This is a genomic window from Paraclostridium tenue (assembly GCF_039521565.1).
Classification (GTDB): Bacteria; Bacillota; Clostridia; order Peptostreptococcales; family Peptostreptococcaceae; genus Paraclostridium; species Paraclostridium tenue.
The window spans coordinates 209,429-232,325 of record NZ_BAAACP010000002.1; the positions used below are offsets into that span (position 1 = coordinate 209,429).

At 26.3% G+C, this 22,897-nt stretch carries 19 protein-coding genes; 3 read left to right on the forward strand and 16 right to left on the reverse strand.

Features of this window, described 5'->3' with window-relative positions; all coding sequences use genetic code 11:
• Positions 1-19: 19 nt before the first annotated feature.
• The 3 genes from cspC to ABFX13_RS02805 are packed head-to-tail and all read right to left on the reverse strand — an operon-like array spanning position 20 to position 5,003.
• The gene (cspC, locus tag ABFX13_RS02795) at positions 20-1,705 is read right to left on the reverse strand and encodes a bile acid germinant receptor pseudoprotease CspC (protein ID WP_346042108.1); all 1,686 of its coding nucleotides are present in this window, start codon (positions 1,703-1,705) and stop codon (positions 20-22) included.
• A 23-nt stretch (positions 1,706-1,728) separates the two neighbouring features.
• A complete protein-coding gene (locus ABFX13_RS02800; protein ID WP_346042111.1) occupies positions 1,729-3,369 on the reverse strand; it encodes a S8 family serine peptidase in 1,641 nt (546 codons plus the stop codon).
• A 38-nt stretch (positions 3,370-3,407) separates the two neighbouring features.
• Positions 3,408-5,003, reverse strand: coding sequence for a S8 family serine peptidase (locus ABFX13_RS02805; RefSeq protein WP_346042115.1), 1,596 nt, complete (start codon positions 5,001-5,003; stop codon positions 3,408-3,410).
• Between the two features lie 193 nt (positions 5,004-5,196).
• Between ABFX13_RS02805 and ABFX13_RS02810 the strand changes: the two genes are divergently transcribed.
• Together ABFX13_RS02810 and ABFX13_RS02815 are read left to right on the forward strand one after the other, a co-directional pair.
• Positions 5,197-6,288, forward strand: coding sequence for an AI-2E family transporter (locus ABFX13_RS02810; RefSeq protein ID WP_346042118.1), 1,092 nt, complete (start codon positions 5,197-5,199; stop codon positions 6,286-6,288).
• Between the two features lie 135 nt (positions 6,289-6,423).
• A complete protein-coding gene (locus tag ABFX13_RS02815) occupies positions 6,424-7,104 on the forward strand; it encodes a hypothetical protein (RefSeq protein ID WP_346042120.1) in 681 nt (226 codons plus the stop codon).
• A 49-nt stretch (positions 7,105-7,153) separates the two neighbouring features.
• Here the strand turns inward: ABFX13_RS02815 and ABFX13_RS02820 are convergent, their stop codons facing one another.
• The 13 genes from ABFX13_RS02820 to ABFX13_RS02880 all read right to left on the reverse strand — a co-directional run bounded on the left by ABFX13_RS02820 (position 7,154) and on the right by ABFX13_RS02880 (position 21,982).
• The gene (locus ABFX13_RS02820) at positions 7,154-8,719 is read right to left on the reverse strand and encodes a hypothetical protein (protein ID WP_346042123.1); all 1,566 of its coding nucleotides are present in this window, start codon (positions 8,717-8,719) and stop codon (positions 7,154-7,156) included.
• A 131-nt stretch (positions 8,720-8,850) separates the two neighbouring features.
• Positions 8,851-9,303 carry a CBS domain-containing protein gene (locus ABFX13_RS02825; RefSeq protein WP_346042126.1) on the reverse strand — a complete coding sequence of 151 codons (453 nt, stop codon included), beginning with the start codon at positions 9,301-9,303 and terminating at the stop codon, positions 8,851-8,853.
• Positions 9,304-9,443: 140 nt separating this feature from the next.
• Positions 9,444-10,481, reverse strand: coding sequence for a type I glyceraldehyde-3-phosphate dehydrogenase (gene gap / locus ABFX13_RS02830; protein ID WP_346042132.1), 1,038 nt, complete (start codon positions 10,479-10,481; stop codon positions 9,444-9,446).
• A gap of 183 nt (positions 10,482-10,664) precedes the next feature.
• Positions 10,665-10,874, reverse strand: coding sequence for a hypothetical protein (locus ABFX13_RS02835; RefSeq protein ID WP_346042135.1), 210 nt, complete (start codon positions 10,872-10,874; stop codon positions 10,665-10,667).
• A 75-nt stretch (positions 10,875-10,949) separates the two neighbouring features.
• Entirely contained in the window at positions 10,950-12,953 is a 2,004-nt protein-coding gene (locus ABFX13_RS02840) for a penicillin-binding transpeptidase domain-containing protein (RefSeq protein WP_346042138.1), read from the reverse strand.
• 138 nt (positions 12,954-13,091) lie between these two features.
• Positions 13,092-13,709, reverse strand: a complete 618-nt coding sequence (locus ABFX13_RS02845) for a YitT family protein (RefSeq protein ID WP_346042140.1) — start codon at positions 13,707-13,709, stop codon at positions 13,092-13,094.
• A gap of 151 nt (positions 13,710-13,860) precedes the next feature.
• Complete coding sequence (locus tag ABFX13_RS02850) at positions 13,861-14,730, reverse strand: methionyl aminopeptidase (RefSeq protein WP_346042142.1); 870 nt, start codon at positions 14,728-14,730, stop codon at positions 13,861-13,863.
• A 125-nt stretch (positions 14,731-14,855) separates the two neighbouring features.
• On the reverse strand, positions 14,856-15,230 hold the full coding sequence (locus tag ABFX13_RS02855; protein ID WP_346042146.1) for a SoxR reducing system RseC family protein: 375 nt from the start codon (positions 15,228-15,230) through the stop codon (positions 14,856-14,858).
• Between the two features lie 117 nt (positions 15,231-15,347).
• A complete protein-coding gene (locus tag ABFX13_RS02860) occupies positions 15,348-17,525 on the reverse strand; it encodes a hypothetical protein (protein ID WP_346042149.1) in 2,178 nt (725 codons plus the stop codon).
• Between the two features lie 156 nt (positions 17,526-17,681).
• Positions 17,682-19,079: a C40 family peptidase gene (locus tag ABFX13_RS02865; protein ID WP_346042152.1), complete on the reverse strand. Its 1,398-nt coding sequence runs from the start codon at positions 19,077-19,079 to the stop codon at positions 17,682-17,684.
• A gap of 287 nt (positions 19,080-19,366) precedes the next feature.
• Positions 19,367-19,942, reverse strand: a complete 576-nt coding sequence (locus tag ABFX13_RS02870; RefSeq protein WP_346042153.1) for a hypothetical protein — start codon at positions 19,940-19,942, stop codon at positions 19,367-19,369.
• 85 nt (positions 19,943-20,027) lie between these two features.
• Positions 20,028-20,540, reverse strand: a complete 513-nt coding sequence (locus ABFX13_RS02875) for a transcription repressor NadR (RefSeq protein ID WP_346042155.1) — start codon at positions 20,538-20,540, stop codon at positions 20,028-20,030.
• A gap of 107 nt (positions 20,541-20,647) precedes the next feature.
• A complete protein-coding gene (locus tag ABFX13_RS02880; protein ID WP_346042158.1) occupies positions 20,648-21,982 on the reverse strand; it encodes an AAA family ATPase in 1,335 nt (444 codons plus the stop codon).
• Positions 21,983-22,141: 159 nt separating this feature from the next.
• Here ABFX13_RS02880 and ABFX13_RS02885 point away from each other — a divergent pair, with 159 nt between their 5' ends.
• Entirely contained in the window at positions 22,142-22,891 is a 750-nt protein-coding gene (locus ABFX13_RS02885; protein WP_346042162.1) for a sulfite exporter TauE/SafE family protein, read from the forward strand.
• The last annotated feature ends 6 nt before the right edge of the window (positions 22,892-22,897 follow it).

The window sequence follows — 22,897 nt, forward strand, 5'->3', positions numbered from 1 at the left end:
CTAAATTATAAAATACACATTATTCAAAATTATTTGCAATAGCTATAATAGTATCTTTTAAATTTAAAATTCCATATCCTTGCGATATATTTGGATAAGTATATATCTCTTTTTTTGTAGCCCCAAGCATTAAATAAGTTTTTAATTGTTGTGTATATAAAGATCCTTGATAAAACTCATATTGATCTTTTATATATTGAATAATTAGTGCTAAAACTCCACTAACTATAGATGAACTAACTCCAGTTCCAATTGACGTATTATAACTATTATTTATATAAGGAGCTATTATATCAACTCCTGGTGCGACTATATCTGGTTTTATTCCTCTTTTCTTTATAGGCCCTTTTGATGAGCCTATCCATATACTATCAGTCTTGTCATTATAAGCACCTATAGTTATTACATTTTCTGGAGCTGCATACATTGTTATTGTAGACGTAGACGCTGGATCTGAAAATCTAGTTTCTTGAGACATTATATTTTTATTTGGTAAATAAACATCATATATCCCTTCTATAATAAATTCTGGAATTAATCTTAAAGTCCATATACCTGGTTTAATGTCGTATAAATTTATATTTAATTCTTGATGTCCTGATTCTAACCAAGGGTATATAAATCTCATTTCATAAGTTGTATTTTCTAAATTGAATTTACCTCTGTATACATAATAATCTGGAGCATACATAATTTGATAACTAAGTTCTCCTGATGGAGATATTATTAATGCACCTATTTTATCTGGTCCACTAATTACTAAATTTATATCTAAATTTATTTGTTCTCCTACTTGAATTATTATATCTTGCTTTTCATTTACATCTGATACTACTCCTTCATAATGAATGTCTGTATTCCCTTCATTTCCAGCTCCACTAACTACAATAACTCCTGATTCTACTATCTGATTAAATGTCTCTATCATTGTTGATTCTATTATTGACTTTGACGCTAAACCTACAGTTAGATTTATTATAATATATTTATTTTCTCTTTTAGCTACATCTAAAACATACTTTATCCCAGCTAAAAAATCTGATTTTTGATAATTTATTTTTCCTGATGCATAAGTATCTCTATATTCCCTTAATTTAACAACTACCAATTCACTATCAATAGCAATGCCTTTGTATTGAGAATTTAATTTTCCCTTTCCTGATGATATTCCTGCAGCTATAGTTCCAGTTCCAATTTTATCTTCACTCAAGGTGTTATCATTTTCAGATATGGCTTTATTTATATCTTCTCTAGTAAATTCACTTCCAAATATTAGTCCATCTGGAGGTGATTTTTTATTACTTTCTTGATCCCATATTGATACTATACTAGTTGTATTATCATCATTTATAAAATCTGGATGCAAATAGTCTATCCCTGAATCTATTATTGCTATTAAAATATCTTTTCCAGTAGTTGTTATATATGGATTTTTATATATATAATCTGTTCCCGATGAATCTGTCACACTTACACCTTGTTCTAAACCATTAGTTACATCTATTAAAGAACTCATAGGCACTGACCTTTGCCACCATGCAATACTTATAATTTCATTTAGTGTATTTTCATAAAAATCAATAGGAACATATATAACTAATAAATTATCATTTAATATCATAAATCTTTCTATTTTATTATTTCTTAAATCATTAGTTACATCTTCTATATTTCCTTGATAAATTATAAGATAGGATTTTTCCAAAATAAAAATTCCTCCTATTTATGTTATTTTAGCTGCTCAAAAGCTCCTCGTATATCTAACATTCCATAACCGTAACTTTCATTTGGGTATGTTATACCTTGAATTCTTCTAGCTCCACCATGAAGATAAGTTTTAATCATTGTAGTAAATGCTTTTTGAGTATAATACTTATCAGCTAAAGTATATTGAAAATATAAAGCTACTGCTCCTGTAACATGAGCCGCCGCCGCTGCTGTTCCTGTTATTGTTGCATAATTATTTCCAGGATATGTGGAAATTATATTAACACCAGGTGCAACTATATCTGGTCTTAGTAATCCATTTATAGTAGGACCTCTTGATGAAGGAGGCCATATACTATTATCAATAATATTATATGCTCCTACAGAAATTACATCATTGTATGTTGAAGGATAATTTACAGTTTGAGAAGGTGTTGAATCTCTAAATTTCGTTCCAGGATTTATTAATGCTCTATTTGGTAGATAAGCATTATATATTCCATTTGTTATATATTCACCTCTTAATCTTATTTTCCATATACCTTTAGTTGCATTTTTTAATGTTATAGTTACTTGTTGTTGACCTGAGTAAGAAGTTGGATATCTATAAATTATCACATACCAGGTTGATTCTAAATCAAATATTCCTGATATTTCATTATAATTTGATACTTGTATAAATTTACTTTGCTCTCCACTTGGTGATATAACTGCCACGCTAGCTTTATCAGGCTTATTCATCCATATATTAATATCTAATAAATCTTCATCTTCAAATATTTCTAACTCTATGTCTTGTTCTTCTCCTATAAAATTTATTCTTCCTGATGTATGTGTTTGAGTATTTCCTTCATTACCCACTGAAGAAACTAGACATAACCCCCTTGTAAATAATGGACTTTCTCTTAAAATACGCTCAGTAGCACCTACTAAATTATTACTTCCTAAAGATATATTTATTGCTAAAGGTATTTTTAATTCATAAGCTTTTTCATATGAATATTGTATCGCAGCTTCTAATATTGCATTGTTATAATTTCCATCTATTTTTTTTAATTTGACCACTATAAGTTCTGCATCTGGGGCTATTCCTGTGTATTGGCTATTTATATTCCCAAGACCTGCACATATACCGCTTAGCATTGTCCCAGTACCATCTTCATCTATTGATAAAGTCGTGTCATTATTTGCTATAGCTTGATTTATATCTTCTCTAGTATACTCAGTTCCAAATTTATATCCATTAGGTGGATTCTCATCTTTAGTTTGATCCCATAAAAATACTATTTTCGAAGTTTTATCTGGATATATAAAATCTTCATGTAAATAATCTATTCCGGAATCTATTATTGCTATTAATACACCTTTTCCAGTAACAGATATGTTTAAATTATTTTGCAAAAAATTTGCACCTATTTCTTCTCTAGCTATGATTCCATTTTCAGTCCCTCTTGTTATAGTACTTAATTGATTCATAACTGCAATAGGTTGAAAAAATTTTATTGATTTTACTGGAATTAATTTTCTAAATTTTTGGTTATCTCTAGTGTGTAATCCTAAAATTGCTTCATTATCACTAATTTCATAATAAATGTATTCTAATCCAGTAGATTCAAGTTCCTCTTTAAAATTTGGTCCATGTACTACTTGGAATAATGTCATTAAATCATATGGTAATTCTAATCTTAAATTTTTATTTCTTAAATTTCTAGTTTTTTTTTTCTCTTTTTTCTATAAATTAAATCATAGCCTTGGTTAATTTGACTAGTATTAGCTAGATTAATATTAGATAAGTCTAACATACCAAATCCCATAGAATTATTTGGATATGTATATAAAGTATTTCTTTTAGCTTCCTTTATTAAAAATGCCCTTATTTTTTGAGAGTAGAAAAACAAATCATTTCTATTAACAATTCCCCACTCCATTAAAAGTGCAACTACACCTGTAACATGTGGCGTTGCCATACTAGTTCCAGTTAAAGCCCCCACACTACCTCCTGGAAGTACTGATAATATATCTTCTCCTGGTGCTAATAAATCTGGTTTAAGCACATTTTGACTAATATCTCCTTCACCTGAAAATATAGATACTGTATCTGTTCGTGAATTGAAACTTCCAACTGTTATCACCTTACTTGCAGTTCCTGGTACAGTTACTGTTAGATTTTTATTTGCTTCTAAAAATCTTGTATCTCTACTTATACCCTCCGATGTAGGTAGATATATATTAACATTTCCCATTACTATATTTATTGGAGTAAAAACTAACTTCCATATGCCTGGGCTAATGCTGTTATTTGAACTCATTTGAATTGTAATTCTTCTAATTAGTGAGTATGGTGAAATTGGATAAAAATAGCCCCTTATTCTAGTTCCTCCTAGTACATTTCTAATCTCACCTGATGTTAAAGATATTTCTTGACTCTTTAAATTAGAAGGATTCACTAAGTATAAACTAAATTCATCTGTAAAATCTGGCCATATATTTACATTTAATATTTGCTCATTTTCTCCAACTACAAATTCTACTTCAACCTGTTGATTATCTAATCGTATATTTCTATGACCACCTTTATCAGCATTATTCCCTGCAGCTACAACTATATTATTTTTCCAAAATGATGTCATATCATCTATATATTGTTCAAATAAGGATAACCCTCTATGTGAACCCTCATTACTTCCATAACTTATGTTTATAGCTACTGGCATTCTTAACTCTAATGCTTTATCTAGTATAAATTTAATAGCTCTCATAAATTCTGTACTTCTTGAAAATACATCTGTTTGAATACTTCCAACTCTTACAACTATTAAGTTAGCTTCATTTGCTACTTGGCATGCAATACCTGCTACATGTGTACCATGTGTACTAGTTGGAGATATAGGTATGTTAATTTCTCTTCTTAGGGCTTTATTTATATCTTCATTTGTATATAAAGTTCCATGTGTAAATCCTTCTGGTGGATTTCCTGGAAATGATTGATCCCAGTAATAAAGTATCTTTGAATTGCCTTGTTCGTCTTTAAATACATCTAAATTATAATCTATACCAGAATCTATAATGCCAATTATAGTTCCTTTTCCAGTTAATCCATTTGTATTTTTAAATCTTGATATTCCTGTTCTTGAAAAACTTTGAACATCTTGTGTAGTTAAAATAAATGGTCTTTCTACATATTCAATTTGAGGATAATTTACCAAATTATCAATTGATTCAACACTATCTGAAGTTATTATAGCATAGTTATATCCTAATAATTCTACAGATACCCCTAAGTCGCTTGCAATCATAGAAATATCTCCATTATACCTAACTATTACTTCATACTCTATAAAAAACACCCCCTTAAAAACTAAAGACGATTTTAATCAAATTTATTTAACATTTGTTTCCATTATTATATATATTCATAATACTTTTATTGTATAATACATATATTGATTTAATTTTTTATTAAAATCATTTATAAAAGGGGTGTTTTATTTGAAAGATAAAAGGATTAATTTAGGAATTGTTTTTACTATTTTTATATCTTATATACTTATAAAGCTTATAGATAACTATAAATACTTTTTAGATATATTCAAATTATTAATATCACTGCTTACTCCATTTATTATAGCTTTTATACTAGCTTATATTTTTATACCTATTGTTGTTTTTTTAGAATCTAAATTAAAAATAAAAAGAATTTATGCATTGATTATAACTTATGGAGGTTTAATACTTTTAATAACTTCATTTATATTCTTTACTATTCCAATTTTAGTAAATAGTTTAGCTGATATAGTTAATAAACTTCCTATGTATTCAACAAAAACTCAAGATTTCTTAATTCACCTTGGCAATAAATTAGAAAATATAGATCCTAATACATTAAAAGAAATTGGAGATAAAGCATTTTCATTTATGCCCAAATTCAGTAATTTGTTTATTGGATATCTAGGTCAAATTTTCGCAACTACTTTTTCTATTTCTAAATTTATTGTACAGTTTGTATTAGCATTTATAATTTGTTTTTATATTATACTTGAAAAAGAAATCTTTTTCTCTTTTTATAAAAAAGTACTATATATTACTTTTGGTAAAAAATATGCCAGTTTTATATTAGATTTTGGTCATACTTTAAACAATAATATTGGAAAGTATTTTACAGGAAAAATGCTAGACTCTTTTATAGTAGGAATTTTATCGAGTATAGGACTTTATTTTATAGGGTCTCAGTATGCTTTACTATTTGGTATTTTAATAGTTTTTATGAATATGATACCTTACTTTGGTCCTGCAATAAGCATGACTACTGTTGTTTTAATAAATCTATTTTATAATCCTAGCATAGCTTTATTTTCATTAGTTTATTTAATACTAGTTCAACAAATTGAAATTGCATTTATAGAGCCTAAAATAGTCGGTGGTCAACTTGGTCTTAATCCATTTTTAACTATATTAGCGGTTACTATAGGAGGAGGATTTTTTGGAATACCAGGAATGATACTTTCAGCTCCTTTTATGGGAGTTTTAAAAATATATTTAGGCAACTATATAGATTATAAATATAAATCGATAAATAAGTAAAAAAGCATGTTTTAAACATGCTTTTTTATTACAATTTAGTAACCTTAAGTAACAAGCCTGTAACTGTTATAATATAAAGAGTTTATGGTAATATTTATATATAAATAATTTATATATTTGAAAAGAGGTAATGATATGAAAAAGTTAGTTGTTGTTTTATTTGTGTTATGTAGTATGTTATTTATAACTAATCCTATTTTTAAATCTTCATTTGCAAACAATGAGTCAAAGGTAAATAATAAAGTTACATCTAGTAATAATGATAATTTAGATAATACTAAACCTCATAAAACATTAGAAACTAATGATGAAACTAAGTTAATCAGCACTAATGAAAAATCTGATATAAAAGATATTAAAGCAAAAGAAAATAATGCTTCTAACGATATAAATTCTAAAGAGACATCTAATAATAATTTAGAAGAAAGAAAAGAAACATCTAACAATTTAGATAATAATAATGAACAAATTACTAATTCTAAAGAATCTACTTCTAACGAACAAATTAATGTATCTAAAGAAGAAACTATTAATGAACCTATTGCTAAAGTTGAAGAAACTATTAATGATGAACAAATTACTGCTTCACAATCTTTAACTATGGAAGAAGCTTTAAAATTGTTAATGGATATGAACTCAAACTTAGTATATGAATACAAAGGAGATGAAAATAAATTTCCAGTATTAAAAAATAAAGGTTTATATGGATATGTTTTTCTTCCTAAAATAGATACTGATTTAGGATATTTCGTTGATAAAAATACATCTAGTATATACTATTTCCATCCAAGTGGATATTTAGAAAAAATAAAATAATAAAAAATCCTAAGAATATGTTAATTACCATATTCTTAGGATTTTTTGTTTATAATTCTTCTTCTGGTTTTATTTCTTGTTTTATATTTGTTACGTTTAATATATCACTATTTTGACTAGCTCCTTGTGATGAATTTGCTACAACATATATATCTAAATCTACATCTTCACCTTCATTTAAAGGAATTGTAATTTTATTATCACTTATTCCATATTGATATAAAGTAAATCCTCCATCTTTTGATGTTTTATTGTTTCTTATATAAACACTATATGTGCAGTCAAACTTATCTAGTTTATCCCATGATATACTTATACTATTATCTTTATTTATACTTCTAGTTAAATTTTCAACTTTATAGTTTTCTATTTTATCTAGATTTGTATATTTTTCTCTAACTTTTACAATATTGCTCTTTTGTGTATATTTTCCATTACTCTTTCCTATTACATATAAATCTATACTAGGATCTTGTATATCTTTTAGATTTATTGTTATAGTAGTTTTTACTTTCTTAGATTCAGTTAATTCGTCTTTATCTATCTTAATTGATTTAAATAAATTAAAATCATTATCTCCATTAGAGTTATTTTTTAGATATACTTCATACTCTGATATATCTTTTAAATAATCCCATGTAAGTGTTATTTCTAAGTTATCTCCAACTATATTAGAATTTGCTTGTAAGTTTTTAATTTCTTTAGTTTCAGTTTCTTCTTTTAAAACATTGATTGTTATTATCTTACTTTTATTACCACATGTAACTTTAATTTTCTCAGTGCCTTCTCTAAGTCCTAATATCGTTCCATCACTAGTAGGTATAGTTATCGATCTAGATATTGGTAACTTAAATCCTAACAATTCATATTTTACATTAGGATGTTTTAAATTTCTAGGAGATGTTTCAACATTTACATCAATTTTTTTCTCCTCATTTATACGTATATTAATATTGTTATTTACATATATATTTGAAACTTTAGCTTGTATATTAAATTTATACTCTTTTACCTTATCTCCTGATTTTATATATAACTTTGAAGTACCTACTCCTATAGCTTTTAAGGTATTGTTTTCTATCTTTAAAACATCTTTATTTGATATTTCATATGTATATTTTTCTTTTTCTTTAAAATCAAAGTCAACATCAATATTTACATCAATAGAAGTACTATCTCCTACATATTTAAGCTCACCTATATCAACATCTAGTTTTTCTACTTTAGGATCAACTACTCTTATAGTAGTTTTTCTTATAATTCTACCATCTTTAGTTATCATAAGAGCTGAATATCCTTCTTTAATACCAGTTATTGTATTTCCTTTTATAGATAAAACATCATTGTTTGATGCTTTATATCCAATTTTAGGTTTTGATGCATATGGTGGTATAATTATATAATCTCCACTATTTACTTTTATAGAATTACCTAATTTAATTACATATTCATCTATATTTTGAATATAATTACCTTTTGATATCCTTAATTCTACTCCTTTTACTAGTGGACTTATTTTTCCATATTTGAAAAGAAAATACTGACCTATAAGTGTTATAAAGACAGCTATAACAATAAAGTATATTCTATTTTTTTTCTCCCTCCAAAAATTCATAAAGCCACTTCCTTATTAATTTAAAGGACTGCCTATATATGACAGTCCTTTATTGTTTATTTCTTATTAAAATTATATACTATAATACATAATTTTAAAACTATTTAGAAATATTTTCTATTTTATTGTTACTAACTAACTTTGTTGTTTGCATTTAATAAACTCTTACCATTCATTTTATCATTAAAATAAGATATTATATCACTTCTTTTTATTATTCCTATAAATATATTTTTATCATCTACTACTGGAATAAAATTTTGATTTATAGCTAAACTTATTATATTTTCCATATCAGAATTTATAGATATAGTTTTATAATTATTATATTTATCAATATCTTTTATCTCTATATTCTCTAATGATTTTAAGTTAATATCATCTTGCTTATCTTCAAATCTACTTTTAATTTTCCAAAGTAAATCTCCTTCTGTTATAGTAGCTACATACTCTCCTTTTTTATTTATTATCGGTATTGAAGTATAACTATGATACTCCATTTTTTCCATTGCTTGTCTTATTGTGTAATAATCATATACATACTCAACTTCAACTTTAGGGGTAATAAAAAATAATATATTCAATTTTTTTCCCTCCATTTGACTAACTATATTATTCAAATAAATTATATATATTCTTTATGAATATAATATGAATTTTTAAAGAAATCTTTTTAATATTATAAAAGCCCACAGCAATTATTTACTGTGAGCTTAAAATCATACTATGCACTAACTTTACTTGATTTTAAAAGTTCATTTGCAACATATGCTACTAAATCAACTGTTCTACATGAATATCCCCATTCATTATCATACCAAGCTACAACTTTAACCATATTTCCATCATTAACCATTGTTGATAATCCATCTATTATAGAAGAATCTGAAGTTTGCTTATAATCTATAGAAACAAGTGGCAAGTCCGAATATCCTAATATTCCATATAACTCTTTTTTAGAAGCTTTTTCTAAAATATTATTTACTTCTTCTGCTGTAACGTCTCTACTCAATTCACAAACCAAATCAACTAGTGAAACACTAGGACATGGTACCCTAACAGCAAACCCATTTAACTTACCTTCTAAATTAGGTAAAACCTTAGCTACTGCTTTTGCTGCTCCTGTTGTTGTAGGTATCATAGAAACTCCAGCACTTCTTGCTCTTCTAAGGTCTTTATGCGTTTTATCTAATATTTGTTGATCATTTGTATATGCATGGATAGTTGTCATTAATCCTTTTTTTATTCCAAATTCTTGGTCTAAAACTTTAACTACTGGAGCTATACAGTTTGTAGTACAAGAAGCATTAGATACTATATGATGTATATCATTATCATACTCATTTTCATTAACACCCATAACTATAGTCTTGTCTTCATTTTTTCCTGGTGCTGTTATAATTACTTTTTTAGCTCCAGCATTAATATGTTTTTGAGCGTCTTCTCTTTTAGTAAATTTTCCAGTAGATTCTATAACTATATCTACGTTTAAATCTTTCCACGGTAATTTTTCTGGATCACTTTCTTTTAATACCTTTATCTTACTTCCATTTATTATAATATTTTCTTTTTCGTCTGTTTTAACTTCTCCCCTAAATACTCCATAAGATGAATCATAAGTAAATAAATGAGCTAATGTTTTAGCATCACTTCTAGCATTTATAGCTACTATTTCAAAATTATTAAAATTATTTTCTTTAGCTATCCTTAAAACCATTCTTCCTATTCTTCCAAATCCATTAATTGCAACTCTAGTTTTCATTATTGAGTCCTCCTAATTTATATATCAATATATAGTATGTTTTATTATTTTATTTAGTGTGTACTTTTTTAACACTTTATATTAATATATATAACACTTTTACTACATATAGGTCAACACTTTTATGTAAAATATATATAAAATGACAAAAAAGGATTGCTTGATTTTTATCAAGCAATCCTTTTATTTAGAATTTTCTTCAATTTTTTTATTTAATCTGGCTAGCATATTTTTCGAAAATTTAGCAGTATCTTCTGGCACTCCAAGACTTGTTGCAAGTATTGTATAACACTGTATAGCTCTTTTATAATCTTTTTTACCTGCATAGGATTTAAACGCTTCTTCAGATAAATCCTTACATACTTTTTGCATTCTTTCATATCTTCTTTTCAAATCTATTCCTCCCATGAAAATAGTATATATTTATATATATGTTTAGATATGTACTATTTCCACTAAAAATAGATTTTAATTATTTAAATAATACTCCATCACATTTTTTACCTTAATAGTAGGTATATGACTTCCGCCTCTGTCTTTTACATTTTCTATAATCATTGATATTGCTAATCTTCCTTTATCAGTATCAACCGCTGCAAACCATCCATTTTCAGTTCCATTAGTATCATCTTTACTTTTCTTTATTTCTGCTGTTCCAGTTTTTCCAGCTATATTGATTCCATTAATTTTAGCTATATGCCCTGTTCCATCTTTATCATTTATTACTGCTGAAAAACAGTCTATAAGTGTAGATAAATTTTCTTTTTTTATCGCTTGTTTGTATACTTTTGGCTCATATGGCTTAGTTATATCAAGCTTTGGCATCATTATTTTACCATCATTACCTAAAGTAGAATATATCATAGTCATATCTAAAGGTGTTATTAAAACTTGACCTTGACCGTACCCTGTATCAGCAAGTACTGATTTATTACTTAACTTTCCATCATTAGATATTTGTGATTTTTGTATAGGATATCCAAATTTTATATCCTCTCCTATTCCAAAGTTTTTAGCTCCCTTTACAAAATTTTCTCCACCTATTTCAACTGCAGCTTTAGCAAAATATATATTATCTGATAATTTAGTTGCATCTTTTAAATTAACTGGTCTACCTGGATCTATTACCCTTGTTACATCATATTCATTCCATGTCTTACCTTTTATGTCTATAGCTTTACTAGGATCTATTACTTTATCATCAAGCCCTATAGATGCAGTTACAAGTTTCATTGTTGATCCTGGAGAATATGCATTTTTAAATCTTCTTTCTAATTGAGCATTTGAATTTGCTTCCCATTTAGCTTTCTCACTTTTTGTTATATATGTAACATAACTATTTGGATCAAATGAAGGCGAACTTACCATAGCCAATACCTCTCCAGTTTTAGGATCTGTAGCTACACTTGCACCTTTTTCTCCATCCATTTGTTCATATATCTTCTTTTGTAAATCAAGGTCTATAGATAATTTTATATCTTGACCATTTTTTGCTTTTTTTTCTGCTATAACATCTTTTTTACCATTAGCTCTTAAGATATATATTTTACCTCCATCTATAGCTCTTAATTTATTTTCATATACTTCTTCTATTCCGCCTACACCTATTTTACTATGCTCATTATATCCTTTATCTTTATTTTTACTAAGTTGTTCTGAGGTTATATTTGCTGTATACCCTATTAAACTACCTATAGCTTCCCCTCCATTATATATCCTTTGATCATTAATTGTTATAATTTGAACTCCTGGTATCTTTAATAATTTATCTATTTTCTCAGTATCTGAACTTAATAAATCAACTATACACACAGCATGTTCTGGATTTTTATTTTTAGATATCTTATTTTCAATATTTTCTTTACTTATATCAAGTATTTTTGCCATTTCTTCTATTTTACTAGCTTCGTTTGAATCATTGAATTTTTTTATACTTATTTGTACTTGTTTTAATTGACCCTCACCTGCTAATACATTACCATTCCTATCATATATAGTTCCTCTTTTTCCTTTATAGGCATCACTTTCAATCCCTATTTTATCTCCTTTTTTAAGTTGAGGTAAAATTAAGCTATAATTCCATACAACTTTATATTCTCCATCTTCTTTTATAAATTTAATTAGTGCATCTGTTGAATCTATTTTACCTCCAATAGTATCCATACTAACTTTTATGTTAAAATCTTTATCTTCTTCTATACCTTCATCAGTTTTGGATATTTTTATATTATTAGCTTTTATAAGATTATAATCTTTTTTATATTCATTTATAAATTCTTCTTTATTTATATCTTTTTTAGATTGTTTTGATAACATAGAATACATTTTCCCAAAATCTTTATGTTCCCATGATTTAGTATAATTATTAAATGCACTTTCTAATTTAGATTTAGATGTACATCCAACCATAAATATAATACTTAGTAATATTATTAAATTTGTAATTATTAATTTTTTCTTGATTGTTTTCAATGTTATTCCCCCATCCAATTAATATTATAGTTTATATTATAACATATTTTTCCATATCGAAATTATATGCATGAATAATATATACCCATATAAATACATATAAAAAGAAGTACTTAAAATTAAGCACTTCTTTTCTAATTATATTAATACAGATTCATTTTCCTCATTCTTATCTTCATCATTATATATTAAACTTATTATTTTTCCGCTTATAGTTACAGCTATAAGAGAAAATAATATTTGTGTAAAATCTAAATACACTAAAGATAGCATTAAAACTATACAATCACTTATTAAATATATATGATTAACTTTAAGTGGAGTAAATTTATTTCCTATAAGTGCAATAACATCATCTCCTCCAGATGCTCCTCCACCTCTTATAACTAACCCTACTCCTATTCCTACTCCTATTCCTGCTAATACGCTTGCCATTAACATATTGTTTTCAAAACTAGGAATTAAAAATCCAATACTTTCCCATAAATTGTATGTTGTTGAAAATGTAATTGTAGATAGCACTGAATATAATAAAAATTTCTTTCCAAAAAACTTTGTTCCTACTGCAAATAAAGATAAATCAATTATCAAACTTGAAAATGATGGTGATATATCAAATACATTTTTTATTAATAATAATAAACCTAAAACCCCACCTTCTGTTATATTATTTTGATAATTGAAATTATAGCTTCCAAATGCTAATATAGTTGCTCCCAACATAATAATTCCAATACGTTTTAACTCTGACCGCAAAGTATCACTCCTATTTATTTCTAAATTTATATTTTTATATACATTATATATATTTACACACTATAATTCACTTATTTTTATATAATTTAATATAAAAGAAAAAGGATATAAAAATTATCATTATTTCTATATCCTTTTCTTTTTAATTTTTTTATTTAGCTAGTATTTCAATTCCTTCTTCAGTAATTAAAATCATATGTTCCCATTGAGCTGAAAGTGAACCATCATCTGTATATGCAGTCCATTCATTTTCTGCATCTATGTATAAATCATATCCGCCTTCATTTATCATTGGCTCTATAGTAATTATCATTCCTGGTACTAATATCATACCTTCATTTTTAGAACCATAGTGGAATACAAACGGATCTTCATGGAATTGAAGCCCTATACCATGTCCGCCAAAATCTCTAACAACTGAATATCCATTTTTTTCTGCATGTTCTTGTATAGCTGCTCCTATATCACCTATATGTCCCCAAGGCTTAACAGCTTTCATACCTTCTTCTAAGCATTCTTTAGTAACCTCGACTAATCTTTTAGCATTTTCACTTACATTACCTATCATAAACATTCTAGATGCATCTGAATAATATCCATTATATATAGTTGATACATCTACATTTATTATATCTCCATCCTTTAATACTATATCTTCGCTAGGTATTCCATGGCATATTTCAGAATTTATAGATGTACATACACTCTTTGGAAACCCTCCATATCCAAGTGGAGCAGGAATAGCACTTTGAGATATAGTATAGTCATGAACTATTTTATTTATATCTTCTGTAGTCATTCCTGCTTTTATATTTTTTTGTACTTCATCTAACACTGCATTATTTATTTTAGCACTTTCCTTTATTTTTTCTATTTCTTCTTTATTTTTTATAATATCATGTGTTGGAACTTCATATCCTAATTTTTTTAATTCATTTAATTTATTATCAAATTCCATATGGCATTTTTTATATTTTTTTCCGCTTTTGCACCAACAGTCATCATTTCTATTTAAATTCATAAAATCATCTCCTTACTTATTCTATACTTGATTATACTACGTTAAGTTAATAAATGCTAATAAATTTAAAATAAAAAAATACCCTATACTATATTTGCTTATAGGATATTTTTTATACTATTATCTTATTTAGATATTATTTTTACTATGCTATAATTATTATTCCCAGTAATCCTACTTTTTTCCTTATAGTAATCTTTATATATTATAGCTATAGTAAAAAAAATACAACTAAACACTAATTTATATATTAAATTTCTTTGATTAAGATTTATTGATATAAAGTCTCCAATTAGTATACCTATTATGGCAAGTATTATAGGCTGTATAATATATATATATATTAGTTTTATAGCAGTTATTTTTTTTAATTCTATACATACTTCTTGACCAATCTTTGCATCTATATCGTTATTAGCAGTTATTATTTTTTTACTATCATTTAATTTTATCTTAGCACTATTTTCATTTGAATCTATAACAAATCCTATTTTTTTCATAAATATTCCCCCAGTTTTGGCTAGTGCTTTGCCTTTATTATATTTTATGATGTATTAATAGAACTTGTTACTTTATAAAACAAAATAGCGTACACAGTACGCTATTTTGTTTTATAATTATTTATCTTTAAAAACTATTTTATTAACCATAATAATTAAAAATGGTATTACTATATATAACATAGTTGTTGCTGCTGAAACTACACCAGAATCATTTACAAATAAAGTTACTATAGCTCCTGCACCCATAGATATTAATGCTTTTTTTGCATATATACATTCATTCATTAAGTTTTTAAATATTTTGGCATATACTATTTTAATTATTACTATGCTTAAAATACCTATATAAATTATATTTACCCAAGCACTATTTTGCATAAGTTGAATATTCATAGATATTTTTCTTGTAAAAGTCTCTATTATAGCACTAGGTCCATTAGTTAATATTTGATTAACAAATAAAGATAAATGTGATTCAGATCCACTTAATATATCTATAGCTGCAAATCCTAAAACTACTAATCCTGCACCTACTAATATAAATATTGATTTTTTTAAGTCTACCTTTATATCAAATATAAGCATTATAAATAATATTAATGCAACACTCTCGGATATAGCTGCTCCAACATTGGCCCCCATAGATGGTGATGCACTTAAAAATAATATTATAAACGAAATTATAGGAACAATTATTTTTGAAAGTTTATTATTTATAAGAAGTATTGTCATAGATACTATAGATGAACCTATTATTATACCTTGATATTCATTTCCTATACCATAGTATCTAGCTCCTACTATCGCATCGTATGATAGTATGCTATTTTTCATTAAATAAGACCCTAAAAGGGCATCTAATGTTATAGCTATTATCGATATAGTAGCGTAAAATCCTACTTGTTTATTGTCTTCTTTAAATATTAATTTACCTAAAACATATATCGCTATAGATATAGCTATTATTGATATATATATACCTAATTGAGTATTAAAATTAAGTATAGGCGCCAATAAAAATGCTAGTGGCAGTATAAGTCCAAACTTAATTAACTCTTTTAATATATTAAATACTTTATTATACTTTTCTTTAAATTTTCTTTGAATTGGATTTTTAAATACTAGTAAACCTATAATTAATAATAGTATTATAGACATAGAATTTATAAAAGAATGTATTATATTTCCTCTTACGTCAGATATACTTACTATTTTTTTATACTCATTTTCTATAAAACTTTTATTATCTTTCATTTTAATTGTTTCTAATTTTCTACCAACCATATTCTTAGATGATAAATTGTAATCTGCAAGTATACTAGCTGCAATATCTATATTCCCAATTATACCATCCCTTCTTGTTGTTGCTGAAGTTAATAATCCTTTACCATTACCATCAAATTTTACAACTGGAGATAATCTTCGTTTATTTTTATAATCTATATCTTTAGGAAAAGCACTTATTATATATACTTTATCATTTTTACTTATACTACTAAAAAGTTCTTTTAAGTACGAACTAATATTTTTATGTATTTTTCTTTCCATTTTTGCATAAGTATTTTCATTTAAGTATTTTTTATATAAATCTAATCTATATGTATCTCCTAACTCTACAAATAATACATCACTTTCATTATAATATTTTTTAGTTTCATTTTTTAATTTGTTATAATCAGTACTTATTCCAAATGGCATCTCATCATTTTTTTTATTTATTTTATCAACATTTCCAATATCTACTCTACCATAGTTGTCCATAGCCATAGCAGCTATATTTCTATTTAGGTCCTTGGGCTCTATTCCTGTATCTGCATTTCCTAAAACTGAAACCTTTTTATTTTTATCACTTAGAGTTTGTCCTAATTCTCCTAATATAGATCCATACTTTCCATTTTCTAAATTGTCATTTATAGATAAATTTATATCTGTATCATTTACACCTTTAGCTTTTTTGCCTGTGGCACTTTCATATAAAACTCGATTTTCTTTATCTACATCTTTAAATCCTTTAAAATCATCACTGTAAGTGTTTACTCTTCCCCCAGCTCCTATAGTTGCATACGACCTTTTATCATCCGTTCCTTGGTCACCTCTTACATTCATTAAAGCAATATATCCTCGATTTTGTAATTCATTTTTTAGTGCTGGTATTTCTAAAAAATCAGAAAAATTACTTCTATCCATATTTATAACAATAGTTTTATGATTGCTATTTGCAAATGCATTTATTGGCGTCATACAAAGTATCATTATAAAAACTAAAACTAAAGATGATATTTTTTTCTTCACGTCTCCACCTCCAAATATATATAAATTAATTATAAATTATATTTAAGTTTTACACTATAGTATTACCTTAAATAAATAAAAAATTCTATGTTAAATTTGTGTAAAATGATTATAGGGAGATATTTAAAATAAAAATATCTCCCTATAACTTAATATCTATAAAACTCTTTTAGCTTTTACAAAAGTTTTTTGCCAATATGATGAATTCGCGTTAGTAACTTTTACAACGTCTCCTTCTTGCGGCGCATGTATCATTTGTCCATTTCCTATATATATACCTACATGTGTAACTTTACCACTACCATCAGTACTTGAGAAAATTAAATCTCCAGGTTGTAATTGAGATTGACTTATAGTTGTACCTACATTAGCTTGTTCTCTTGATGATCTTGGCATTTTTACTCCATTTTGTCCATATACATAATATACTAATCCTGAGCAGTCAAAAGTATTTGGTCCTTCTGCTCCCCATACATATGGTTTGCCAAGTTGAGCACGAGCTGTGTTTACTATAGCTTGAGCTTTATTAGTATTTGTAGATTCATTACTTGAATTTCCATTGTTTGTAGATCCACTATTTGAATTACCTGATGTACTTATATACTGAGAACTAGCCCATCCTACTTGTCCATTTGATAATTTAATTTTATACCATCCATTTGAACTATCTAGTATTTCTACTGTATTTCCTTTATATGCTTTTCCTATTATACTATTACTAGTAGATGGTCCACTTCTTACATTTAATGCACTTGCTGTTACTGTTGCTTTTTTACCTGTTGATGGAGTTTCTGTGTTTGTATTATTATTTGTATCCCCTGATAAGCTTAAATATTTACCACTTACCCATCCTATTTTTCCATTTGATAACTTAACTTTATGCCATCCACCTGAACTTTGTAGTATCTCTACAATATTTCCTTTGTAAGCTGTTCCTATTACACTATCATTCGTAGATGGTCCACTTCTTACATTTAGTGCACTTGCTGTTACTGTTGCTTTTTTACCTGTTGATGGAGTTTCTGTATTTGTATTATTGTTTGATCCAGAATTAGTTGTTCCACCTGATAAACTGATAAATTCAGCACTTGACCAACCAACATGTCCACTTGGAGTTTTTACTTTATGCCATCCATTTGAACTTTCTAATATATTTACAGTTTGTCCTCTATACACCTTAGTTACCTTACTGTGATTTGTTGATGGACCTGTTCTTACATGTAGTGCATCCGCTGTTACTGTTCCTGATTTACTTGTTGATGAAGTATTAGAATTTGATTCTCCTGATACGTTTATATATTTACCGCTTCCCCATCCTATTTTTCCATTTGATAACTTAACCTTATACCATCCATTTGATGTTTCTAATATTTGTAAAGTATCTCCTTTATATACATTTCCTACTATTGAATAACTAGTAGCTGGTCCACTTCTTATATTTAATGCACTTGCTGTTACTGTTCCTGTTTTTGTATCAGCAAATACCGATGTTCCTGATAGCACTATACCTAAAGATGTTACTGATATAGCTGTTGCAATCTTTCTATCAAACATACTTGATCTCCCTTCATTAACTATACTAACTTTTAATAAATTTTCAAAATTTGTATTTTTTTTGTAACCTTTAAGTCATATAAAACTCATATATTTACATTATATATGTATATTATACTTTTAATATGAATTTTTTGTGAATTTGTGAATATTTTTCTATATTTTATATGAATTTCCGATTCTATTATATATTATAACTTACTTTTAAAGTATTTTTAACACATATGTTAAAATTTTACATAAAAAAATAAACAGTGCTAGATAAATTTGATCTAGCACTGCTTATTTTAAGCTTTTATAGTACTTTTAATTTTATTATCGCTTTTAAATTCTTTAGGCATTAAATTCCATATGTAAACTGATAATCCAAAATCTAGCATACTATGAATTATAGTTCCTATACCAACTAAACCTAAAACTGATATCATAAATCCATGTTCATAGTATCCATTTGACAATCCATCCCCAAAATAAAATGGTACTACTATTAAAACTTCGCCTACTGCATGTATAAGTCCCAAAATAAATGAGCATAATAATGAAGATTTTACACTTTTTATAGCCTCATTATTTTTCTTTAAATATATTGATCCTATACTTACAAACCCTAAATGACTAAGCGCTCTAAGCACAACAACAACCGGAAATCCTCCTAATAAAAATCCTATTGTCGTTCCTAACGTAACAAATATTGCAGTAGATGGCGAAATAAACATAGCTATAAATATCGCAATATGGCTAGCCAATGTAAATGATGCTGGTTCTAATATTATTTTAATTGGCGAAAACATAGGTATTATAATCCCCAATGCACATAATAAAGCCGATATGACAATAGATTTAGTATTTGACTTACGATTCATAACAAATTCCCCCATATAATTATAATTACAAGTGTCTTTACACCCTTAATTACAATTGTATAGTTATCAGTTATCTATGTCAACTCTATAAGGCATAACCTTTTTCTTTTAAATTATTTAAAACACTATTTAATATATCTTCACTTTCACACTTTATAGTATGTAAATGTATTCCATCAGTTAATTGTGACAACGTATTAACTGAATTTTCATTTAAACTTTTCATAAACTCACGAACATCTCTTCTTGATGATAAATGTAAATCTCCTGTTAGTTGACCATAAACACTATGTTCAACTATAACATTTACAACTGTAGCACCTTCGTCAACTATTAAGTTTAATTCATCTTCTGTACAATCCCTTGAATGTTTACATGCTATTGTTTTAACTATATATCTATCATCTACATTTTTGTTAAGTATATATCCTTTTGGTGTAGATATTATATCTATTCCTGATGCTCTAATTAGTGCAACATCTGAAACTATAACTTGTCTACTTACTCCTAATTCTTTAGATAGTTGTGATCCATTAACTGCCTGTGTTGAATTTTTTAAAACATCTAAAATTTGATTCCTTCTATCTTTGCCATTCATAATATAAAACCTCCTTATTCAATTATATTTTATATTATATAGTAATTTATATATCATTAAAAACATAAATAAAAAAGCCTCTAATATTTGCTTATATACGAGACTTTTTAATCATCAATTAAATTTTTAATTATATTATCTATGTATTCTTCATCTTTATCTATCATATATTCTCTTATTAATGGTTCTATATCTCTTTTTATAACTTGCCTATACCAACTATACACTTGATATTCGTCTACTTTCTCATTAATCATAAAATAACTTTGACCTATTTTATATCTCTTTCCAAGTTTATTATCTTCTTCTATAGTTTTATTTAAATACATCATCTTACATACTACTTTATCTGCCATCTCAACACCTATATAATTTCCAAGATAGTTTCTTAAATCCATATTTTCAAAAACAGGATCTATATCAATAAATCCAAATCTTCTTCTTAATGGGTATGATATATCTCTTAGTGTATTATCTGATGTATTTAAGGTTCCTATAATATATACATTTTCAGGTATATAAAAACTTTCATCACATTCACTATATAAAAGCTTTATAGAATTTTCTTTTCCTCTTTTATTATTTTCTATTAGCATAGTTAATTCCCCGAAAATTTTATTTAAATTACCTCTATTTATTTCATCTATTATAAAGTAATGCTTATGTTCTGGATATGTTTGTGCTTTTTTTATAAAATCATAAAATATACCATTTTTTATATAATCTTCTCCATTTTTCCCTCGCCTATATCCTCTTACAAACTCTTCATATGTATAATATTCATGAAACTGTACCATTTCAATATTAGAGTTATCTCTATTACCTTGATGAAAATAGCAAATTCTTTTTGCAATGAATGTTTTTCCAACACCTGAAGGCCCTTGTAATATTATATTTTTCTTTTGTTCTAAATTAAATATTATATCATCTAAAACTTCTTCATCCATAAATACTTCTCTTAGAAGTTCTGTCTTAGTATATCCAAAATTACCAGTAAAATTAAATATTGCATCTACATACTTTTCAACTATTTTCTCTATAGATGATTTAAACTTCAAAAATGCATGAAAATATAATTTTCTATATTCCATAAGTTCACTAAAATTATCTACATCTATTTCAAAACCCATTCTAACCCAATCTTTATTTTGTTTTCTTTCACTTATACCTATTTCATAGCCTATTTTTCTTGATATAGATTCATTTTTTTCATAATATATATCTTTTATAAATTGGGCCCCTTCAGAATCTCTTGATTCTATATATATACCTAATTGTTGCTCTTTTCTAAAATATTTAAATACATAGTATATGGGTTGGCCTAGTATTTTACCACTAGAAAAGTAATCTCTTTGTTGGCTATAACTTATATCTACATTAGCTTTATTTTCTATATCTAAAGATAATTTTGTTAAAAAATCTATAACTATGTCCTTAGCCATATTAATCACTCCTCCCAATTTATATATTATACCTTACTAAAATATATGATTAGTTTATTACATATATGATTATGTTTACCACTAATTTTTATAATAACATCTTTAGATTATTTTATATTATAATTAATACATAATATTATATATTTTTTTGGAGGGTTTATGCTTACAATAATTTTTCTTTGCTTTGGAGGATTTTTAGCTGCTTTTATTGATTCGATAGCTGGAGGTGGAGGTCTTATAAGTATGCCCGTACTTTTAATGGCAGGACTTTCTCCTCATTTAGCACTTGGAACTAATAAGTTTGCTGGTGCTTTTGGGTGTTTTTCCAGTGCTTATCGATATACAAAATCTGGAAAAACTAATAATGAATTACTAAAAAAACTTATTCCATTTACAATTTTGGGTTGTATATTAGGAGTTAAATGTGTTTTATCTATAAGTGATACTATTTTAAATATATTAGTCTTTATAATGATTTTAGTAGTTGCAATATATACATATTTAAAAAAAGATCTTGGATCTGAAAACACATTCGAAACACTTACTAGTAAAAATATTAAATTAGGAATAATAATGGCATTTTCATTAGGATTTTATGATGGATTCTTTGGGCCTGGTACAGGAACCTTTTTAGTATTTGCTCTTATTAAAATATATGGATTTGATTTTTTACATGCATCAGCTAATACTAAAATATTAAATTTTACTAGTAATTTTACAGCACTTATATTATTTATATTTAATGGACAAATACTTTATAATATAGCAATATTTTATGCAATATCCATGATTATTGGTGGATATATAGGTGCTAAAGTTGCTATAAAAAAAGGTTCAACTTTGATAAAACCTATATTTTTGGTTATGGCTATTGGAGTAGCTATAAAATTGATATATCAATCTATATAAATAAAA